The organism is Streptomyces sp. NBC_00539 (genome assembly GCF_036346105.1).
Lineage (GTDB): Bacteria > Actinomycetota > Actinomycetes > Streptomycetales > Streptomycetaceae > Streptomyces.
The window spans coordinates 3737564-3754715 of record NZ_CP107811.1; the positions used below are offsets into that span (position 1 = coordinate 3737564).

Annotated in this window: 15 protein-coding genes; 13 read left to right on the plus strand and 2 right to left on the minus strand. The window is 73.1% G+C overall.

The features are described from left to right. Window positions 1-45: 45 nt before the first annotated feature. From OG861_RS16745 to OG861_RS16780, 8 genes are all read left to right on the plus strand, one after another. Window positions 46-1680, plus strand: a complete 1635-nt coding sequence (locus OG861_RS16745; protein WP_329196415.1) for a polyamine aminopropyltransferase — start codon at window positions 46-48, stop codon at window positions 1678-1680. Between the two features lie 58 nt (window positions 1681-1738). Further along, window positions 1739-2626, plus strand: coding sequence for an SRPBCC family protein (locus OG861_RS16750; protein WP_329196413.1), 888 nt, complete (start codon window positions 1739-1741; stop codon window positions 2624-2626). A 115-nt stretch (window positions 2627-2741) separates the two neighbouring features. After that, the gene (locus OG861_RS16755; protein ID WP_329196412.1) at window positions 2742-3530 is read left to right on the plus strand and encodes an aldose epimerase family protein; all 789 of its coding nucleotides are present in this window, start codon (window positions 2742-2744) and stop codon (window positions 3528-3530) included. A 21-nt stretch (window positions 3531-3551) separates the two neighbouring features. Next, window positions 3552-4091 carry an orotate phosphoribosyltransferase gene (pyrE, locus tag OG861_RS16760; protein WP_329196410.1) on the plus strand — a complete coding sequence of 180 codons (540 nt, stop codon included), beginning with the start codon at window positions 3552-3554 and terminating at the stop codon, window positions 4089-4091. Between the two features lie 261 nt (window positions 4092-4352). Continuing rightward, window positions 4353-5375, plus strand: a complete 1023-nt coding sequence (gene fbaA, locus OG861_RS16765; protein WP_329196408.1) for a class II fructose-bisphosphate aldolase — start codon at window positions 4353-4355, stop codon at window positions 5373-5375. A gap of 211 nt (window positions 5376-5586) precedes the next feature. Beyond that, on the plus strand, window positions 5587-6336 hold the full coding sequence (locus OG861_RS16770) for a ScbR family autoregulator-binding transcription factor (RefSeq protein ID WP_329196406.1): 750 nt from the start codon (window positions 5587-5589) through the stop codon (window positions 6334-6336). 129 nt (window positions 6337-6465) lie between these two features. Further along, a complete protein-coding gene (locus tag OG861_RS16775) occupies window positions 6466-7170 on the plus strand; it encodes an AfsR/SARP family transcriptional regulator (protein WP_329196405.1) in 705 nt (234 codons plus the stop codon). Window positions 7171-7240: 70 nt separating this feature from the next. Continuing rightward, a complete protein-coding gene (locus tag OG861_RS16780; protein WP_329196403.1) occupies window positions 7241-9193 on the plus strand; it encodes a helix-turn-helix domain-containing protein in 1953 nt (650 codons plus the stop codon). A gap of 75 nt (window positions 9194-9268) precedes the next feature. On the opposite strand, the gene OG861_RS16785 is transcribed toward OG861_RS16780, so the two are convergent. Next, window positions 9269-10465, minus strand: a complete 1197-nt coding sequence (locus OG861_RS16785; protein ID WP_443056768.1) for an IS701 family transposase — start codon at window positions 10463-10465, stop codon at window positions 9269-9271. Window positions 10466-10697: 232 nt separating this feature from the next. On the opposite strand from OG861_RS16785, the gene OG861_RS16790 reads away from it, so the two are divergent. The 5 genes from OG861_RS16790 (at window position 10698) to OG861_RS16810 (ending at window position 15550) form a co-directional block, all read left to right on the plus strand. Further along, on the plus strand, window positions 10698-11111 hold the full coding sequence (locus OG861_RS16790; protein WP_329196399.1) for a DUF3151 domain-containing protein: 414 nt from the start codon (window positions 10698-10700) through the stop codon (window positions 11109-11111). A gap of 128 nt (window positions 11112-11239) precedes the next feature. After that, window positions 11240-12085, plus strand: coding sequence for a tryptophan 2,3-dioxygenase family protein (locus OG861_RS16795; RefSeq protein ID WP_329196397.1), 846 nt, complete (start codon window positions 11240-11242; stop codon window positions 12083-12085). 13 nt (window positions 12086-12098) lie between these two features. Beyond that, a complete protein-coding gene (gene kynU / locus OG861_RS16800) occupies window positions 12099-13331 on the plus strand; it encodes a kynureninase (protein WP_329202306.1) in 1233 nt (410 codons plus the stop codon). 210 nt (window positions 13332-13541) lie between these two features. Further along, window positions 13542-14414, plus strand: coding sequence for an alpha/beta hydrolase (locus OG861_RS16805; RefSeq protein ID WP_329196395.1), 873 nt, complete (start codon window positions 13542-13544; stop codon window positions 14412-14414). Between the two features lie 203 nt (window positions 14415-14617). After that, a complete protein-coding gene (locus OG861_RS16810; protein ID WP_329196393.1) occupies window positions 14618-15550 on the plus strand; it encodes a hypothetical protein in 933 nt (310 codons plus the stop codon). A gap of 184 nt (window positions 15551-15734) precedes the next feature. Here the strand turns inward: OG861_RS16810 and OG861_RS16815 are convergent, their stop codons facing one another. Then, complete coding sequence (locus OG861_RS16815; RefSeq protein ID WP_190186053.1) at window positions 15735-17018, minus strand: adenylosuccinate synthase; 1284 nt, start codon at window positions 17016-17018, stop codon at window positions 15735-15737. Window positions 17019-17152 lie beyond the last annotated feature (134 nt).

Below are 17152 nucleotides of genomic sequence, written 5' to 3' on the forward strand. Positions count from 1 at the left end.
TGTGAGTGACGGGGTGCAAGTGGGCGGTGACGTACGGTTCGCTGCATGATCGACCGTTCCGTACCGCGTCGGGTGCTGCCGGCTCCGGGGCCCGTGGCGACCCTCCCGGCCGCCCTGCCCGTACGGCCCCGGACCGGGCGGCTCCTCGTACTGGCCACCGTCTTCGTCTGCGCCGCCTGCGGTCTCGTGTACGAATTGGAGCTGCTCGCGCTCGGCTCCTACCTCATCGGAGACTCCGTCACCCAGGCGTCGGTGGTGCTGTCCGTCATGGTTTTCGCCATGGGCGTCGGCTCCCTGCTCGCCAAACGGCTCCGCAGACGGCCCGCGTTCGGCTTCGCCGCCGTCGAGGCGGCCCTGGCCCTGCTCGGCGGACTCTCCGCCATGGCCCTGTACGCGAGCTTCGCCTGGCTGGGGGAATCACGGCCCGCGCTCGTCGCGTTCTCCTTCACCATCGGCGTGCTCATCGGCGCCGAGATCCCGCTGCTGATGGTGCTGATCCAGCGCATCCACCGGCAGGACGCGGGCGGCGCGGTGGCGGACCTGTTCGCCGCCGACTACGTGGGCGCCCTCGTCGGGGGACTCGCCTTCCCCTTCCTGCTCCTGCCGGTGCTCGGCCAGCTCACCGGGGCGGTGCTCACCGGCACCGTCAACGCCGCCGTCGGCGGGGGGCTCGTCCTGTGGCTGTTCCGCCGCGACCTGAGCCGCCGCTGCCGCAGAACGCTGATCGCCGCAAATTTGACCGTCCTCGTCGTCCTCGCCTCGGCGACCGTGCTGGCCGACGACTTCGAACGGATCGCGCGCAGTGCCGTCTACGGGGGGGACGTGCGGGTCGCCGTCCAGAGCGAGGTGCAGGAACTGGTGCTGACCGGGCCCGCCGGCGGGTCACCGCGCTCGCTGGACCTGTACCTCGACGGGCGGCTGCGGGTCAGCGGCTACGACGAGTACCGCTACCACGAAGCCCTCGTCCACCCGGCGATGGCCGGCCCGCACTCCCGGGTCCTGGTCCTCGGCGGCGGTGACGGGCTCGCCGCCCGCGAGGTGCTGCGCTACCGGGACGTCGCCTCCGTCACCGTCGTCGAGCTCGACCCCGGAGTGGTCCGGCTCGCCCGCACCGACCCGATGCTGTCCGAGCTGAACGGCGCGGCGTACGAGGACCCCCGCCTCGGCGTCGTCACGCAGGACGCCTTCAACTGGCTGCGGGGCCCGGGCGCCCGGGACCGCTTCGACGTCATCGTCTCCGACCTGCCCGACCCGGGGATCACGCCCAGCACGAAGCTGTACTCGCAGGAGTTCTACGGGCTGGCCGCGCGCGCCCTGCGGCCCGGCGGCCGGATCGCGGTGCACGCGGGGCCGCTGGTCACCCGGCCGCGTACGTACTGGACGGTCGAGGCCACCCTCCGGGCGGCCGGCCTGCGGACCGCGCCCTACAGTGCGGGCGGCCGCCTCTCCGGCTTCGCCGCCGGGCCCGACCGCGGCCAGGGCGGCTCCGGCGCGCGGCCGCAGGACTGGGGCTTCGTCCTCGCCGCCCGGGACGCCGTACCGCAGCTGCGGGTCGACCTCGACACGCCGGAGCTGCGCTCGGTGTCCACGCCGGCCCTCCAGGACGGGGCCCGGGAGGCGGAACGCACCCGCGTGCCGGGCCTGCCGCCGTCGACGCTCCCGCACCCGAGGTACACGTAGGGCCCGGGTCGGCGCAGGACCGGGTACAGGAAGCGGTCTCGTCGGTAGGCTCGTCCGCATGGAGCATCAGCTGTTCGTTCCGGTACCGGCAGACGACCTGCGCGCCGTGCTGCGCGATCCCGCCCGGGTGGCCCGTTGCGTACCCGGGCTCCAGCAGGACGCCGACACTGCGTCCGGGCCGCTGGCGGGCCGGCTCAAGGTGCGGGTCGGCGGGCACACGGTGACCTACCGGGGGGCGCTGGCCGTCACGGAGCGGGACCCCGATCACTTCGCCGTCGAAGGGGAGGGCGTCGAGGTGCGGGGCAGCGGGACCGTCAAGCTCGCGCTGACGCTGCGGCTCACCGCCGAGGGGAACGGCACCCGGCTGGAGCTCTCGGGCGGGGGCGCGGCCGACGGGCGGGCCGCCGGTTTCCCGCCGGAGGCCACCGCCGCGGCCGTGCAGCGGCTGCTGGACCGTACCGCCGACAACCTCGCCGCCGCGGTGGCCGCGGAGCCGGAGCCGGCGGCCGAGCCGGCCGGGGCCGCGGAGCCGGTGGCCGAGCCGGTCGCGGATCCCGTCGCGGACGCCGAGGACGCCGAGGACGCCGACCCGGGCTTCGACGACGTCGAGGACGGCATCACCGAGATCACCGAGTCCGTATTCGACGCCGAGGTCCCGCCCCCGTCCCTCGACCCCCTCGCCGGAGGCGGCTTCGAGGACCGTGGCGAACCGGGTGCGCTCGACGGACCCGCCCTGCCCCCCGCCGAAGCCGCCCACGCCCGCCGCACGATGATCGGCCGCAGCGCCGAGGAAGTCGACCACGCACCCCCGCGCGGGCGCTACGCCCCCGTCCCGGCCCCCTCCTCCGTCACGGCCGGGGCCGGCCTGCGCTGGATCGCCCCGGCGGCCGCCGTGGCCGTCGCCTCGGCCGTCGTTCTCGGCCGCGTCCTGCGCCGCCGCCGCTAGGCCTTCTCTTCCGGATCTTGCCTGACCCGCGCCGCCGGCTTGACCGGCGAGATCCGAAGGAGACGGCCCAGGCCGTGTCGTAGAAACAGCCCGGCCGCGGTTTAGGGTCGGCCGTATGAGTACGCGACTGAGCGCCGGCGGCGCCGAGCTGACGATCGACCAGGAGAACGGCTGCCGGATCAGCAGTCTGCGCGTCGACGGGACGGAGCTCCTGCTCCAGGGCCCCAAGTACGGTGCCTTCCCGATGGTCCCGTGGTGCGGGCGCACCGCGGACGGCCGGTTCCGCGACGGGGCGACCGTCCACCAGCTGCCGCTCAATCACCCCCCGCACGCCATCCACGGCTTCGGCCGGGAGGCGGCCTGGAGCCCGGCCCACAGCACCGGCACCGAGGCCGTGTTCACCTACGACCTCGCCGACCCGTGGCCCTACCCGGGCCGGGTGACCCAGGTCTTCCAGCTCGGCGAGGACGCGCTGACGCTCACCATGGGCGTGGAGACGTACGGGGACTCCTTCCCGGCCCAGGCCGGCTGGCACCCCTGGTTCCACCGCAGCCTCACGCCGGGCGGCCCCGAGGCGCAGCTGGACTTCGCCCCCGCCTGGCAGGAGGAGCGCGGCCCCGACCACATCCCCACCGGCCACCGCATCGACCCGAAGCCCGGGCCGTGGGACGACTGCTTCGGGATGCCCGAGGGGGTGGACGTCACCCTCACCTGGCCCGGCGCGCTGGAACTGAAGATCACCAGCCGGGCCGAGTGGGTGGTCGTCTACGACGAGCAGCCGCAGGCGGTCTGCGTCGAGCCCCAGTCCGGTCCGCCGAACGGTCTGAACACTCTGCCGCGGCTGGTCACGCCGGTGGACCCGCTGGAGGTCTCCACGACCTGGGCCTGGCGGCGCCTGCCCTAGTCCCCCTTTAAGCTCAGAGCCATGAGTGACGTACGCGATGCGCTTCTGCAGCAGATCAAGGACAAGGCCGTCGTGCACGGCAAGGTGACCCTGTCGTCCGGGCGGGAGGCCGACTACTACATCGACCTCCGCCGGATCACCCTCGACGGCGAGGCCGCGCCGCTGGTCGGTCAGGTCATGCTCGACCTGACCGCCGACCTCGACTACGACTGCGTCGGCGGTCTGACCCTGGGCGCCGACCCGGTGGCCACCTCGATGCTGCACGCCTCCGCCGCGCGCGGCGCGCGCCTGGACGCCTTCGTCGTCCGCAAGGCGCAGAAGGCGCACGGTATGCAGCGCCGGATCGAGGGCACCGACGTCAAGGGCAAGCGCTGCCTGGTGGTCGAGGACACCTCCACCACCGGCGGCTCCCCGCTGACCGCCGTCGAGGCGGTCCGCGAGGCCGGCGGCGAGGTCGTGGCAGTGGCGACGATCGTGGACCGCGGCGCGGCCGACGCGATCGCCGCGGCGGGCCTGCCCTACCTCACCGGCTACCAGCTCGGGGACCTGGGCCTGTCCTAGATCCACAGGGGCTCGTCGCGGTTGCGGAGGCCGGGCGTCCACGGGGCGAGACGCCCGGCGGAACCGGGCCGTCCGGGCGCCGCGGTCGCTGACCTGCTGTTTTCTCACCACTCCCGGGCCCCGCGGAATGTTTCACGTGAAACGTCCACCCGGCCCGGGTAGAGGCGGGTACCGAGTCTGGAAAGATAGGCGCGACGGCAACGTCGCCCCCAGGTCAGGGCCAGCAATCGCACACTCCCCGCACATCCAAGGAGCGGACAGATGCCCATCGCAACCCCCGAGGTCTACAACGAGATGCTGGACCGGGCGAAGGCAGGCAAGTTCGCCTACCCCGCCATCAACGTGACCTCGTCCCAGACCCTGCACGCTGCGCTTCGCGGCTTCGCGGAGGCCGAGAGCGACGGCATCATCCAGATCTCCACCGGTGGTGCCGAGTTCCTGGGCGGCCAGTACAACAAGGACATGGTCACCGGCGCCGTCGCCCTGGCGGAGTTCGCGCACGTCGTGGCCGCCAAGTACGACATCACGGTCGCGCTGCACACGGACCACTGCCCGAAGGACAAGCTGGACGGCTACGTACGTCCGCTGCTGGACATCTCGGCCGAGCGCGTGGGCCGCGGTCTGAACCCGCTCTTCCAGTCGCACATGTGGGACGGCTCCGCCGAGACCCTGGCCGACAACCTGGCCATCGGCCAGGAGCTGCTCGCCAAGGCCGCCGCCGCGAAGATCATCCTTGAGGTCGAGATCACCCCGACCGGCGGCGAGGAGGACGGCGTCAGCCACGAGATCAACGACGAGCTGTACACCACCGTCGAGGACGCGATCCGCACCGCCGAGGCCCTCGGTCTCGGTGAGAAGGGCCGCTACCTGCTGGCCGCCTCCTTCGGCAACGTGCACGGCGTCTACAAGCCGGGCAACGTCGTGCTGCGCCCCGAGCTCCTCAAGGACCTCCAGGCCGGTGTCGGCGAGAAGTTCGGCAAGCCCTCCCCGTTCGACTTCGTCTTCCACGGCGGTTCGGGCTCCACGGCGGAGGAGATCGCCACCGCCCTGGAGAACGGCGTCGTGAAGATGAACCTGGACACCGACACCCAGTACGCCTTCACCCGCCCGGTCGCGGACCACATGTTCCGCAACTACGACGGCGTCCTGAAGGTCGACGGCGAGGTCGGCACGAAGTCCAAGTACGACCCCCGCACCTGGGGCAAGGCCGCCGAGGCCGGCATGGCCGCCCGCGTCACCGAGGCCTGCGCGAACCTGCGCTCCACGGGTACCAGGCTGAAGTAGCCCTTCCGTCACGGCAGTGTCCGTGACCGGGGCCCACGGCAGGGGCCTGTCCGTCCATCAGGGACGGGCAGGCCCCTGCCGCATGTCCGCGGGCGCCGGTTCCGCCGGAGGTGACACACGGCGGTGGACTGCGGCTCCGCGATGGTGTGGAATCACCTCACAAGAACGTACTCCCGGGGATGTAAATCCGGGGGTCAGGAGAGGCCCACCCATGAGAACAGAGCGCCCCCCGGTAAAACAGGACCGGGCGGTACGAACCCGGCAGGCCATATTGGTGGCGGCCGCGACGGTGTTCGAGGAGTGCGGCTACGACGCCGCCAAGCTCTCCGACATCGTCAACATCGCCAAGGTCACCAAGGGCGCCCTGTACTTCCACTTCGGTTCGAAGGAGGCCCTGGCCCAGGCCGTCATCGACGCCCAGAACCAGGGGCAGCCGGAGGCCCTGCCGCAGGACTACAAGGCGCAGGAGTTCCTCGACATGGGGATGATCTTCTGCCACCAGCTGCGGCACGACGTGCTCATGCGGGCCAGCGCCCGGCTCACCCTGGACCGGGCCGGACAGACCCTCGACAAGGCAGCCCCCTATCAAGCCTGGATCGCCCTGCACACCGAAGTGCTGGCGGAGGCCAAGCGGCGCGGCGAGCTGCTCCCGGGCGTCGACCCCGCGACCCCCTCGCAGCTGATCGTCGGCGCGTACGCCGGTCTCAACACGATGTCCCACACGCTCGGCCTGGACATGGACCGGCAGGTCTCGGAGCTGTACGCGCACGTCATGCCGAGCGTGGTCGTCCCGGCCGTGGCGATCCGCCTGGACACCGCACCGGGGCGGGGCGCGCGGGCCCTCTTCGGCGGGCGGGGAACCCATGAGTGCCGAGAGGGCTGTGCGGTGGGCGTGGCGCCGGACGAGGACGGCGCGGTGACCCGGCCCGATATCAACCTGCCGGAGGCGCTGGGAGCCTGACGATCCCTCATTTTCATTCGGGAGCCGCCTCATCCGTCACACGGTTTCCCTTCCTCCCCTTCCAAAAAAGATGCTTCCGGGTATTATTTTTTGGGGGGGGCGTAGCCTCCTGGTCAGGGGGAGAAAACTGTGGACATTCAGGTGCTCGGCGTGCCGCGCGTCACCGAGAACGGCGTGCCCATCAAGGCAGCCACGCCCGAGGCGGGGCACTTACTGGCGGCGCTGGCCGTCTCTCCCGACCGGGTCGTCCCGGAGGCCGTCCTCGCGGACGAGCTCGCACACCGTACTTCGACCCGCTACCACCACGCCGTCCTGCACGCCGCCGTGCGCCGCCTGCGCGAACGGCTGGCGGAGGCCCTGGGGGCCGGTTCGGTACGGACCCCCGAGACCGTGCTCTCCGCGAGGCCCGGCGGGTATGTTCTCGACACCGGCGGCGGCCGGTCCGACGTCCGGCAGTTCGAGCGCGAGGCCGGAGCCGGCTACCGGGCCATGGGCCGGGGCGACTTCGAGCAGGCCGCCCGCCGACTGCGCCGCGCCCTCGCCCTGTGGACCGGCCCCGCCCTGGACGGCATCGACGCCGGGCCCTGGCTCCGCTCCCGCATCGCGGTGCTCGACGCCGACCGGTGCTCGGTGCTGGAGCAGTGGGTCGAAGCCGAACTCGCCCTGGGACGGCGCCGGGAACTGCGGCTGGAACTGGCCGGACTGCGCGGCGCCGGCGGAGGGGAACGGGCCGCGAGCCCCTTCCTGGAAGGGGTCCGCCGCGCCGAGGAACGCCTCGATGCCCTCCGCCTCGCCCGCCCCCTCCTCGACGCGCCCGTGCCCTGCGGCGCTTGACCCTCCGCCGCGCGGAACCTAGGTTCGGGATCCGGGCTGAAAACAGCAGGTCGGACGGGGGAAACGTCCTATGGGGGACAGCGGGTCGCGGGACGGGGACGCCGACGGGGGCGTGCTCGCGGTACTGGAACTGCTCGCGGAAGAAGCGCCTCAGAGCGCTTACGAAGCCCTCCTGGACGAAGCCCGGCGCGGGGACGCGGACCCCGCCCGGCTCGCCGCACTCACCCACGCCGTGGCGCTGGCCCGCTCCGTCCGGGCGAGCGCGAGCCGCCGCAAGCAGCGCGAGGCCGCGCTGACCGCCCTCGTGGACACGGCGCACGACCTCACCTCCCCCTACGACATCGACGGCCTGCTGCGCCTGATCACCCGCCGGGCCCGGCGCCTCCTCGGCTTCGACATGGCGTGGCTGTCCCTGAGCCGTCCGGACGGGTCCGCGTACGTACGGACCTCCGAGGGCGAGACCACCGCCCTGAACATCGGCCTCGAACTGGGCACCGGCAACGGCCTGGGCAGCATCGCCCAGGAGCGCCGTTCCCCGGTCTGGACCGCCGACTACCTGAACGACGACGCCCTCACGCACGAGCCCGGCATCGACGCCGTCGTCCGCGCCGAAGGACTGCACGCGATCATCGCCGTACCGCTGCGGCGCGGGGACTCCACTCTCGGCGCGCTCTACGGGGCCGACCGCCGCGTGCGCCGCTTCACCCCCGACGAGATCGGCCTGCTGCTCTCGCTCGCCGACCTGGCCGCCGTCGCCCTGGAGAAGGCCCGGCTGCTGGAACAGACCCGCGACGAGGTGACCGAGCTGGCCGCCTTCGGCACGCGCACCAACACCGCCCTCACCCGGGTCCGTTACCTGTGGGAGTGCCACGCCCGGCTGGCCGGGCTGGTCCTGGACGGAGCCGGGCTGCTGACCCTGGCCCGGGCCACCGCCGACGCGCTGGACGGAGTGCTCCAGGTCCGGGACCCCGGCGGGCGGGTGCTGACCGTCACCGGTGAACTCCCCGAGCTGGACGAGGAGTCGGTGACCAAGGCGTCGCTCCAGGCGCTGACCGGGCGGCGCCCCGTCCGACTGCCGGGGGAGGTGTGGCTGGCGCCGGTGCTGGCGGGCGCCGAGGACCTCGGGGTGCTGCTGCTCAGCGCGTCCGCGCCGCTCGCGGAGGAGGACGTACGGCTGCTGCGGCTGGCGGCGCAGTCGGTGGCCTCGCTGATGCTGATCCAGCGGGGTACGGCGGCCGCGGAAGGGCCCGTGCACGACGAACTGCTGGCCGATCTGCTGGATCGGCCCCACTCGTTCGACCTGCGCCTCTCGGAGCGCACCCGGCGGCTCGGCGTCGACCTCGACCGCCCGCACGTGGTGGTCGTGGCCCGGCCCGAGGGCGGCGAACTGGGCCGGGCGGTGGCCTGGGCGTCCTCGTACGCGTACCGCATGGGCGGTCTCAAGGGCGTCCGCCGAGGCTGCATCGTGCTGCTGCTGCCGGGTACGGACGCCTCGGACGCCGCGCACCGGGCCTCCGGGGAGCTGTCGCCGCTGCTGGGCCACGCGGTGTCGACGGGAGCCGCCGGACCGGCCGAGGGGCCGGGGGAAGTGCCGCGCGTGTACGCGGAGGCGGTGCGTTGCCTGGACGCGCTGACCGCGCTCGACGGGGCGGGGGGTACGGCTTCGCTGCGCGAGCTGGGTTTCGTGGGGCTGCTGTTGTCCGCGGACCACGACGTGGAGGCCTACATCGCCTCGACGATCGGCCCGGTGCTGGAGTACGACGCGGACCGGCTGACGGACCTGACGCGGACGCTGGACGCGTACTTCGCCTCGGGCGGCAGCCCCACGCACGCGGCGGAGGCGTTGCACGTCCACCCGAACACGGTCTCGCGGAGACTGGAGCGGATCACGGACCTGCTGGGCGAGGGCTGGCAGAAACCGGGGCGGGCCCTGGAGATCCAGATGGCGCTCCGGCTGCGCAAGACCCGCGCGGTCCTGCACGCCCGCCGCTTGACGGAACCCGTCCCGTCCCACTCCCCCTGACACGGCGCCGGCAGGGGCGATCCCCCGGGACGGGCCCGGCCGCCCCACCAGGGGCGCGTCGTCGGCTCGGCCGGGTCAGCAGCCCGCCAGGGCGGGGCAGGGGCGGCGGTGCAGGCGGGCGCCCGGGTCGCCCGGGTCGAGGCCCGGTGAGGAGACCGGCAGGCGGCCGCCCAGCCACAGCCCCGCGTGCGCCACCGAAGCCAGCGTCACGTGCCGGTGCCACCCCGACAACGACCGCCCCGCGAAGTCCCGCAGCCCCACCCGGTCCATGCTCGCCCCGGCCGCCCGGGACACCGTCCCCGCCTCCTTCGTCAGCCGCACCAGCGCCCCCGGCGCGACCCGCGTCATGTCGGTCACCCACATCCGCCCCGGCAGCCGCCGCGCATCGGACCACTCCCCGAACAGCAGCATCTCCCGCCCCGCGAGCAACACCCGTACCGCCGCCACGAGCGAGCTGCGCCGCGCCCCGGCCCGCTCGGGGTCCGCCCACTCCACCGGCATCCGCATGCCCCGCACGTTCTGCAGGATGTCCCGCGCCGCCATGGGCAACGCCCCGTAACTCGGCAGACGCTGGTCCGCCACCCCCAGCCGCGCCCCCGGGCTGATGCGCGCCACCACCGGCACCCCGGCCTGCGCGAAGCGGGCCAGCGTGGCCCGGGTCGCGATGTCGGGGACGTCGAGCACGACCGGCCGTACGCCCGCCGCGGAACCCCGTGCGAGCTCGGCCGCCCCCGCGACCGCGCAGGCCTCGTAGGAGTCCGCGGACTCCACCGGCCCCGCGCCGCCGAGGAACAGCCGCCACTGCACCGGCGTCGCCGCACCGCCCGAGGTGAACCACGTGGCGAAGGCCTGCTGCCCCCGGAACATCTGCCCCTGGTGCGGGTCGAAACGGTTGCCGATGCCCACCGAGTGCTCCCCGCCGCGCGGGATCGCCATCGGCTGCACCACCCACGCGCTCAGCGGCGCCGACCGGGCGAGGTACTGCGCCAGCGCGGTACGGATCGGCTGCCAGTCCCAGGTCGAGCCGGCGATGAAGTGGTGCAGCGCCTGCTCCTCGGCGGCCCCGCCGGAGCCGGTCTGCAGCGCCATGTTGCGGATCGACTTGCGCCCCTGCGCGGCGAGCAGGCCCCGTACGTACTGGCGTCCCCGCTCGCGCTGGTCGCGGCGCCGCAGTGGCGCGAACACCGCGGCGCACAGTTCCTCGACGACCTCTCCCATGGCGGCCTCCCCCCTCGCGGCCTCCCCCATGCGGTCGGGCCGGCCGGTCCCCATGCCGGTGCCGGTGTCCACGCGCTTCCCCCTCCGTCGACTACCCCCCTACCGTCCGCCCCAGGGCCTCCTCGCGGGGAGGTGCGCCGGCCACACCCCTGCCGCCCGCCGTGGTGGGGCGCCCACCACCGGCCCGCCACCGGCTCACCTCCGGTCACCCCCCGGCTCACCTCCGGTCACCCCCCGGCCCGGCTCCGGGCGGCGTGGAGCGGGCCCGATACCCCAGACTGGGCGCATGTCGATTCACCAGAACCTGCTCGGGGGCCCCGCCCCCACCCACCTGCCCGACGAGCCCGGCCCGCGCGAGGCCCTCGCCGCCGGCACCCCGGCCGCCGAGGTGGCCGCCGCCCACCCGACGTCCTCGCTCGCCTGGGCCACCCTGGCCGACGAGGCGTTCGCCGCCGGCCGCACCATCGAGTCGTACGCGTACGCCCGTACGGGCTACCACCGCGGCCTGGACGCCCTGCGCCGCGCAGGCTGGAAGGGCCACGGCCCGGTGCCGTGGGAGCACGAGCCGAACCGCGGTTTCCTGCGTGCCCTGCACGCACTGGCGCGCGCCGCCGGGGCCATCGGTGAGAAGGACGAGTACGAGCGCTGCTCGACCTTCCTGCGGGACTCCTCCGCGACGGCTGCGGACACGCTCGCGTAACGCCCTGGCCTGCAGGCCTAGAGGGGCCCCGGAACCTCTGTTTATGATGCGAACAGGGGACCGGGGCTCCACTTACCTCACCGGAAGGAGCGGACCGCTACCCGGAAGCAAGTGTCGAGGAGACAGAGATGTCGCAAGCCCTTGATGCCTCCGGAGCCGGTTCGGACGCCCCGAACCTCGACTTCGCCGGCACCACCCCCTACGAGGACTACGTCCAGGCGGACGTCCTCACCCACCTCCAGCACCTCCGCTCGGACGACCCCGGCGAGATGGTCTTCCTGGTGACGACCCAGGTCATGGAGCTGTGGTTCACGGTGATCGTCCACGAGTGGGAGACGGCCGCCAAGGCCCTGCGCGAGGACCGGATCCCGGTTGCGATGGACGCGCTGAAACGATCCCTCCGTGAGCTGGAGGCCCTCAACGCCTCCTGGCGCCCGCTGGCGCAGTTGACCCCCGCGCAGTTCAACTCGTACCGCTCCGCGCTCGGCGAGGGGTCCGGCTTCCAGTCGGCGATGTACCGCCGGATGGAGTTCCTGCTCGGCGACAAGTCGGCGTCGATGCTGGTGCCCCACCGGGGCGCCCCGCGCGTCCACGCCGAGCTGGAGAAGGCCCTCCAGGAGCCGAGCCTCTACGACGAGGTGCTGCGGCTCCTCGCGCGCCGCGGCCTGCCGGTTCCCGCGTCCGTGCTGGACCGTGACCTGTCGCGGCGCTACGAGCCCTCGCCGCAGGTCGAGGCCGTCTGGACGGAGTTGTACGCCGACCCGGACGGGCAGCCGGACCTGCACCGGCTCGGCGAGGTGCTGACGGACGTGGCGGAGCTGGTGTGGCGCTGGCGCAACGACCACCTGGTGGCCACCCGCCGGGCGATGGGCGCGAAGACGGGCACGGGCGGCTCCGCGGGCGTGACCTGGCTGGAGAAGCGCGCGCAGAAGAACGTGTTCCCCGAGCTGTGGACGGCGCGCAGCCATGTCTGAGCCGACGCCCACCATGACCGACCCGTCCGTCACCGACCCGTCCGTCGTCCGGCCGTCCGCCGGTGGACTCGCGCAGCGCGCCGCCGCGCTGGACGCCGCCGACGAACTCGGCAAGCTCCGCGAGCGCTTCACCCTCCCCGAGGGCGTCGTCTACCTCGACGGCAACTCCCTGGGAGCCCTCCCCTCCGGCGTCGCCGCCACCACCGCCGATGTGGTGGGCCGCCAGTGGGGCGAGCTCCTCATCCGCTCGTGGGACGAGTCCGGGTGGTGGACCGCCCCCGAGCGCATCGGGGACAAGATCGCCCCCCTGATCGGCGCGGCACCCGGCCAGGTGACGGTCGGCGACTCCACCAGCGTCAACCTCTTCAAGGTCCTGGTCGGTGCGGCCCGCCTCGCGGACCCCTCCCGGACCCGGCTGCTGGTCGACGCCTCCACCTTCCCCACCGACGGTTACATCGCCGCGTCGGCCGCCCGGATGACCGGCCTGACGGTCGAGCCGGTCGACCCCGCGGGAGCCGCGGCGGCGATGGGCGCGGACACCGCCGTCGTCCTGCTCAACCACGTCGACTACCGCACCGGGCGTCTGCACGACCTGCCGGCCCTCACCGGTGCGGCCCGCGCCGCCGGCGCCGTCATGGTCTGGGACCTGTGCCACTCCGCCGGGGCGCTGCCCGTGGGCCTGGACGAGAACGGGGTCGACCTCGCGGTGGGCTGTACGTACAAGTACCTCAACGGCGGACCCGGTTCGCCCGCGTACCTGTACATCGCCGAACGCCACCAGGCCGCCTTCGACTCGCCGCTCCCCGGCTGGAACGGGCACGCGGACCCGTTCGCGATGACCACGGAGTACGTCCCGGCGGCGGGCGCGGCGCGCGCCCGGGTGGGGACCCCGGACATCCTGTCGATGCTGGCGCTGGAGTCGGCACTCGACGCCTGGGACGGGGTCGCGATCGAGTCCGTGCGGGCCAAGTCCCTCGCGTTGACGGACTTCTTCCTGGAGTGCGTCGCCGCGTACGTCCCGGCGGGCTCCGTGGAACCGGTGACCCCCGAGGAGCACGCCCGCCGCGGCAGTCAGGTCTCGCTGCGGACCGCGAACGCCCGCGAGGTCATGACCGAACTCATCGCGCGGGGCGTGATCGGGGACTTCCGGGCGCCCGACGTCCTGCGCTTCGGGTTCACCCCGCTCTACGTCGGATTCGCCGACGTGGAGCGCGCGGCCCGGACGCTGGGTCACATCTTCGGGTGATGTAGCGGAGAAACGTCACATCGCGAGGCGCATCACTGGGCGGGCGGAGCTTCGGCTCCGCCCGCGTCCACATTGCCTCGGGCCGCCGCCTGACGGCGTGTTCAGGCCTGATACGGTCCCGCTCTGCCGGAGCACCGGAACACGTGTCCCTGCCGTAACTCCTGCTGCAGTGTTCTCCCTTGCCCCATGCGTTACCGAGAGGTTGAGCCGATGACGGACCCCGCAGTCGAACGGGACGCCGCCGAGTCCGCTTCGGCCTTCTCCCATCCGCCGGTCGAGCCCGACGTGAGCTCCGCGTACGGTGAACACCCGGACCAGGTGGTCGACTTCTACGCCCCGCGCGGCGGCGCCCCGGGCCCGGCGCCGCTGGTCGTGGTCCTGCACGGCGGCGCCTGGCGGGCCCCGTACGACCGCGGCCACGTCACCCCCTTGGCGGACTTCCTGGCCCGGCGGGGCTTCGCCGTCGCCAACGTCGAGTACCGGCGCGGGAGTTCGCTGCCGCATCAGGGGGGCGGCCCCATCGCGGGACGCTGGCCCGAGACCTTCGACGACGTCGCCGCCGCCATGGACGCGCTGCCCAGGCTCGCCGCCGAGGCGCTGCCGCAGGCCGACGTGCGCCGGATCGTGGTGACGGGTCACTCTGCCGGGGGCCACCTCGCCCTGTGGGCCGCCGCCCGTCACGTGCTGCCGGAGGGGAGTCCCTGGCGGCTGCCGGCCCCGCCGCTGCTGCGCGGGGTGGTGGCGTTGGCCCCGATCGCGGACTTCGCGGTCGCGGAGGAACTGGGTGTCTGCGGCGGGGCGTCGGCGCAGCTGCTGGGCGGGGAACGGTACTGGGACGAGCGGCTGCCGTACGCGGACCCGGCCGCGCTCCTCCCGACGGGCATCGCGACGGCCGTGGTGCAGGGCCGGGACGACATCGTGGTCCCCGAACAGGTGGCGGAGGCGTACGTCGCGGCGGCCGCCAAGGCGGGCGAGCTGGTCGGCCTGACCCTCCTGGACGGCGTCGGCCACTTCCCGCTCATCGACCCGGCCGCCGACGCCTGCGCGGTGGTCGCCGAGGAGATCTCGCAGCTCGCCTGGTGATCAGCGGTCAGGGGTCAGGTTGGACAAAAGCGGCCCAAGGGGACTGGTTCTGGCCTTGTTGATCATTCAACGTGGCCGGTTTCCCACAGGTGGGTTGGCTGAGGATGCCCGCCTGGCTACGGTCGATCGCGGCGTGGGACATCGCGCCGTTGCCCTCCGGACGGGCCCGGTTTCCCCTCCGGTCGAGCGAAGGGGAGCATGCATTGGCCGAGGACGAGCGGCGGCTCTGGCTTTCCGTCTACAGCACGGCAGGCGGCTGGCAGGCCGACCAGGTGTTCGCCGACCGGACGAGCGCGGCCGCGCCCGCGATCGCGGTCGACGGGGGCGAGCTGTACTGCGCCCACCGGGGCGCGCGGCAGGAGGACGGGCGCTACCTGCCGCTGCGGGTGACCACGTACGCGCCGGAACTGCTGGACGTACTGCGCGGCGAGGTCACGGAGGACCGGCTGCTCGGCGAGGCGGTCGAGACCCCGGTCCTGGCCGTCCACCGGGGTGGGGTCCACTGCGCCCACACCCTCGCGGAGCCCTCGGGCCGCACGCGGATCGCCGTCACCCCGCTCGCCGGGGACGGGTCGTCCGCGGCCGCCCTGGAGGACGCGATCGCCCCGGCGCTGGTCTCGTACGGGGACGCACTGCACCTCTTCGCCGTCGCACCGCTGTACGGGAAGATCATCCATCGGGTGGCGCGCACGGCGCGCGGACCGTGGGAGAAGCCGGCCGGGGGCGACGGCGCGTACGGGATGCTGCGCGTCTGGAACAAGAACGGCCCTTACCCCGCGAACCTGTCCGCCACCGTCCACGACGGCAGCATCCACCTCGTCTACCGCTTCGGTACGGACGACGCCCGACTGATGCACGCGGTCTACGACGGCGGCACCTGGCACAAGCCCGTCCCGCTGGGCGAGGGCCACACGAGCCGGCGCGGGGCGGCCGTGGCCTCGTACGACGGCAGGCTGCACGCGGTGTACCCGTCCTCGCACGCGGACCGGCTGCGCCACGCGGTCTTCGACGGCAGGAGCTGGGACGAGGGCACGGACCTCGACGAGCACGACAGCCGCAACACCCCGGCGTTGGCCCCGGTCCACGACACGGCCACGGGGACCTACACCCTCCTGCTGGTCCACCGCTCCACCTGACCGGCCGGCCTCGGCACCGCCCCGGCCGGACGGCCGGAGGGGCCGGGCATGCAGAAGGGGCCGGGGGCCCAAGACGCGGGAGGGGCCGGGGGCCCAAGACGCGGGAGGGGCCGGGCTGCCCAAGACGCGGGAGGGGCCGGGGTGCCCACCGGCGCCCGGCCCCTCCCGGCACTTCCCGGTTCCCCTAGAGGAACGAGTTGATCTCGATCGTCTCGGTCCGGCCCGGGCCGACACCGATCGCCGAGATCGGGGCGCCCGACATCTCCTCCAGGGCCTTGACGTACGCCTGGGCGTTCTTCGGGAGGTCCGCGAAGGTCTTGGCCTTGGTGATGTCCTCGGACCAGCCGGGGAGGTTTTCGTAGATCGGCTTCGCGTGGTGGAAGTCCGACTGCGAGTACGGCAGCTCCTCGACGCGCTTGCCGTCGATCTCGTACGCGACGCAGACCGGGATCTGCTCCCAGCCGGTCAGCACGTCCAGCTTGGTGAGGAAGAAGTCCGTCAGGCCGTTCACGCGGGTGGCGTAACGGGCGATCGGGGCGTCGAACCAGCCGCAGCGGCGGTCGCGGCCGGTGGTCACGCCGCGCTCGCCGCCGATGCGGCGCAGGTCCTCGCCGTCCTGGTCGAACAGCTCGGTCGGGAACGGGCCCGCGCCGACGCGCGTCGTGTAGGCCTTGAGGATGCCGATGACGCGGCTGATCTTCGTCGGGCCGACACCGGTACCGGTGCAGGCGCCGCCCGCGGTCGGGTTGGAGGAGGTCACGAAGGGGTACGTGCCGTGGTCGACGTCGAGCAGCGTGCCCTGGCCGCCCTCGAACAGCACGACCTTGTCCTCGTCCAGCGCGTTGTTGAGGATCAGGGTGGTGTCGGCGACGTACGGCTTGATCTGCTCCGCGTACTGGAGCATCTCCTCCACGATCGCGGCGGCGTCGATCGCGCGGCGGTTGTAGAGCTTCGCGAGGAGCTGGTTCTTGCCCTCCAGCGCCGCTTCGACCTTCTGCTGGAGGATCGACTCGTCGTAGAGGTCCTGGACGCGGATGCCGATGCGGTTGATCTTGTCGGCGTACGTCGGGCCGATGCCGCGGCCGGTCGTACCGATCTTGCGCTTGCCGAGGAAGCGCTCGCCGACCTTGTCGAGGGTGACGTTGTACGGGGTGATCAGGTGCGCGTTACCGCTGATCAGCAGCTTCGAGGTGTCGATGCCGCGCTCGTTGAGCCCGCGCAGCTCGGAGAGGAGTACGGCCGGGTCGACGACGACGCCGTTGCCGATGACCGGGGTGCATCCGGGGGAGAGGATGCCGGAAGGGAGAAGGTGCAGCGCGTACTTCTGGTCGCCTACGACGACCGTGTGGCCGGCGTTGTTGCCGCCCTGGTAGCGCACCACATAATCAACGGATCCACCGAGCAGGTCGGTGGCCTTTCCCTTGCCCTCGTCACCCCACTGAGCTCCGAGCAGCACAAGAGCGGGCACAGGCGTACACCTCTTCCGGATGGGGCATGTCCAAGGTCAGGGGGCGTACGACGATGTACACCGCAGGCTGAGCCGTCGGACCGGTACCCCGGAATAGACGAAGGCCCTGGCGCAATAGCGCAAGGGCCTCTTGC

What these genes read in the sequence shown, in the direction of transcription:
- OG861_RS16785 (WP_443056768.1), bottom strand. Translation starts at nt 10,465, where the DNA reads ATGGGGACCGGCCGGCCCGACCGCATGGGGGAGGCCGCGAGGGGGGAG.
- OG861_RS16750 (WP_329196413.1), top strand. Translation starts at nt 1,739, where the DNA reads ATGGAGCATCAGCTGTTCGTTCCGGTACCGGCAGACGACCTGCGCGCC.
- OG861_RS16755 (WP_329196412.1), top strand. Translation starts at nt 2,742, where the DNA reads ATGAGTACGCGACTGAGCGCCGGCGGCGCCGAGCTGACGATCGACCAG.
- OG861_RS16805 (WP_329196395.1), top strand. Translation starts at nt 13,542, where the DNA reads ATGACGGACCCCGCAGTCGAACGGGACGCCGCCGAGTCCGCTTCGGCC.
- pyrE (WP_329196410.1), top strand. Translation starts at nt 3,552, where the DNA reads ATGAGTGACGTACGCGATGCGCTTCTGCAGCAGATCAAGGACAAGGCC.
- OG861_RS16795 (WP_329196397.1), top strand. Translation starts at nt 11,240, where the DNA reads ATGTCGCAAGCCCTTGATGCCTCCGGAGCCGGTTCGGACGCCCCGAAC.
- kynU (WP_329202306.1), top strand. Translation starts at nt 12,099, where the DNA reads ATGACCGACCCGTCCGTCACCGACCCGTCCGTCGTCCGGCCGTCCGCC.
- fbaA (WP_329196408.1), top strand. Translation starts at nt 4,353, where the DNA reads ATGCCCATCGCAACCCCCGAGGTCTACAACGAGATGCTGGACCGGGCG.
- OG861_RS16770 (WP_329196406.1), top strand. Translation starts at nt 5,587, where the DNA reads ATGAGAACAGAGCGCCCCCCGGTAAAACAGGACCGGGCGGTACGAACC.
- OG861_RS16790 (WP_329196399.1), top strand. Translation starts at nt 10,698, where the DNA reads ATGTCGATTCACCAGAACCTGCTCGGGGGCCCCGCCCCCACCCACCTG.
- OG861_RS16745 (WP_329196415.1), top strand. Translation starts at nt 46, where the DNA reads ATGATCGACCGTTCCGTACCGCGTCGGGTGCTGCCGGCTCCGGGGCCC.
- OG861_RS16780 (WP_329196403.1), top strand. Translation starts at nt 7,241, where the DNA reads ATGGGGGACAGCGGGTCGCGGGACGGGGACGCCGACGGGGGCGTGCTC.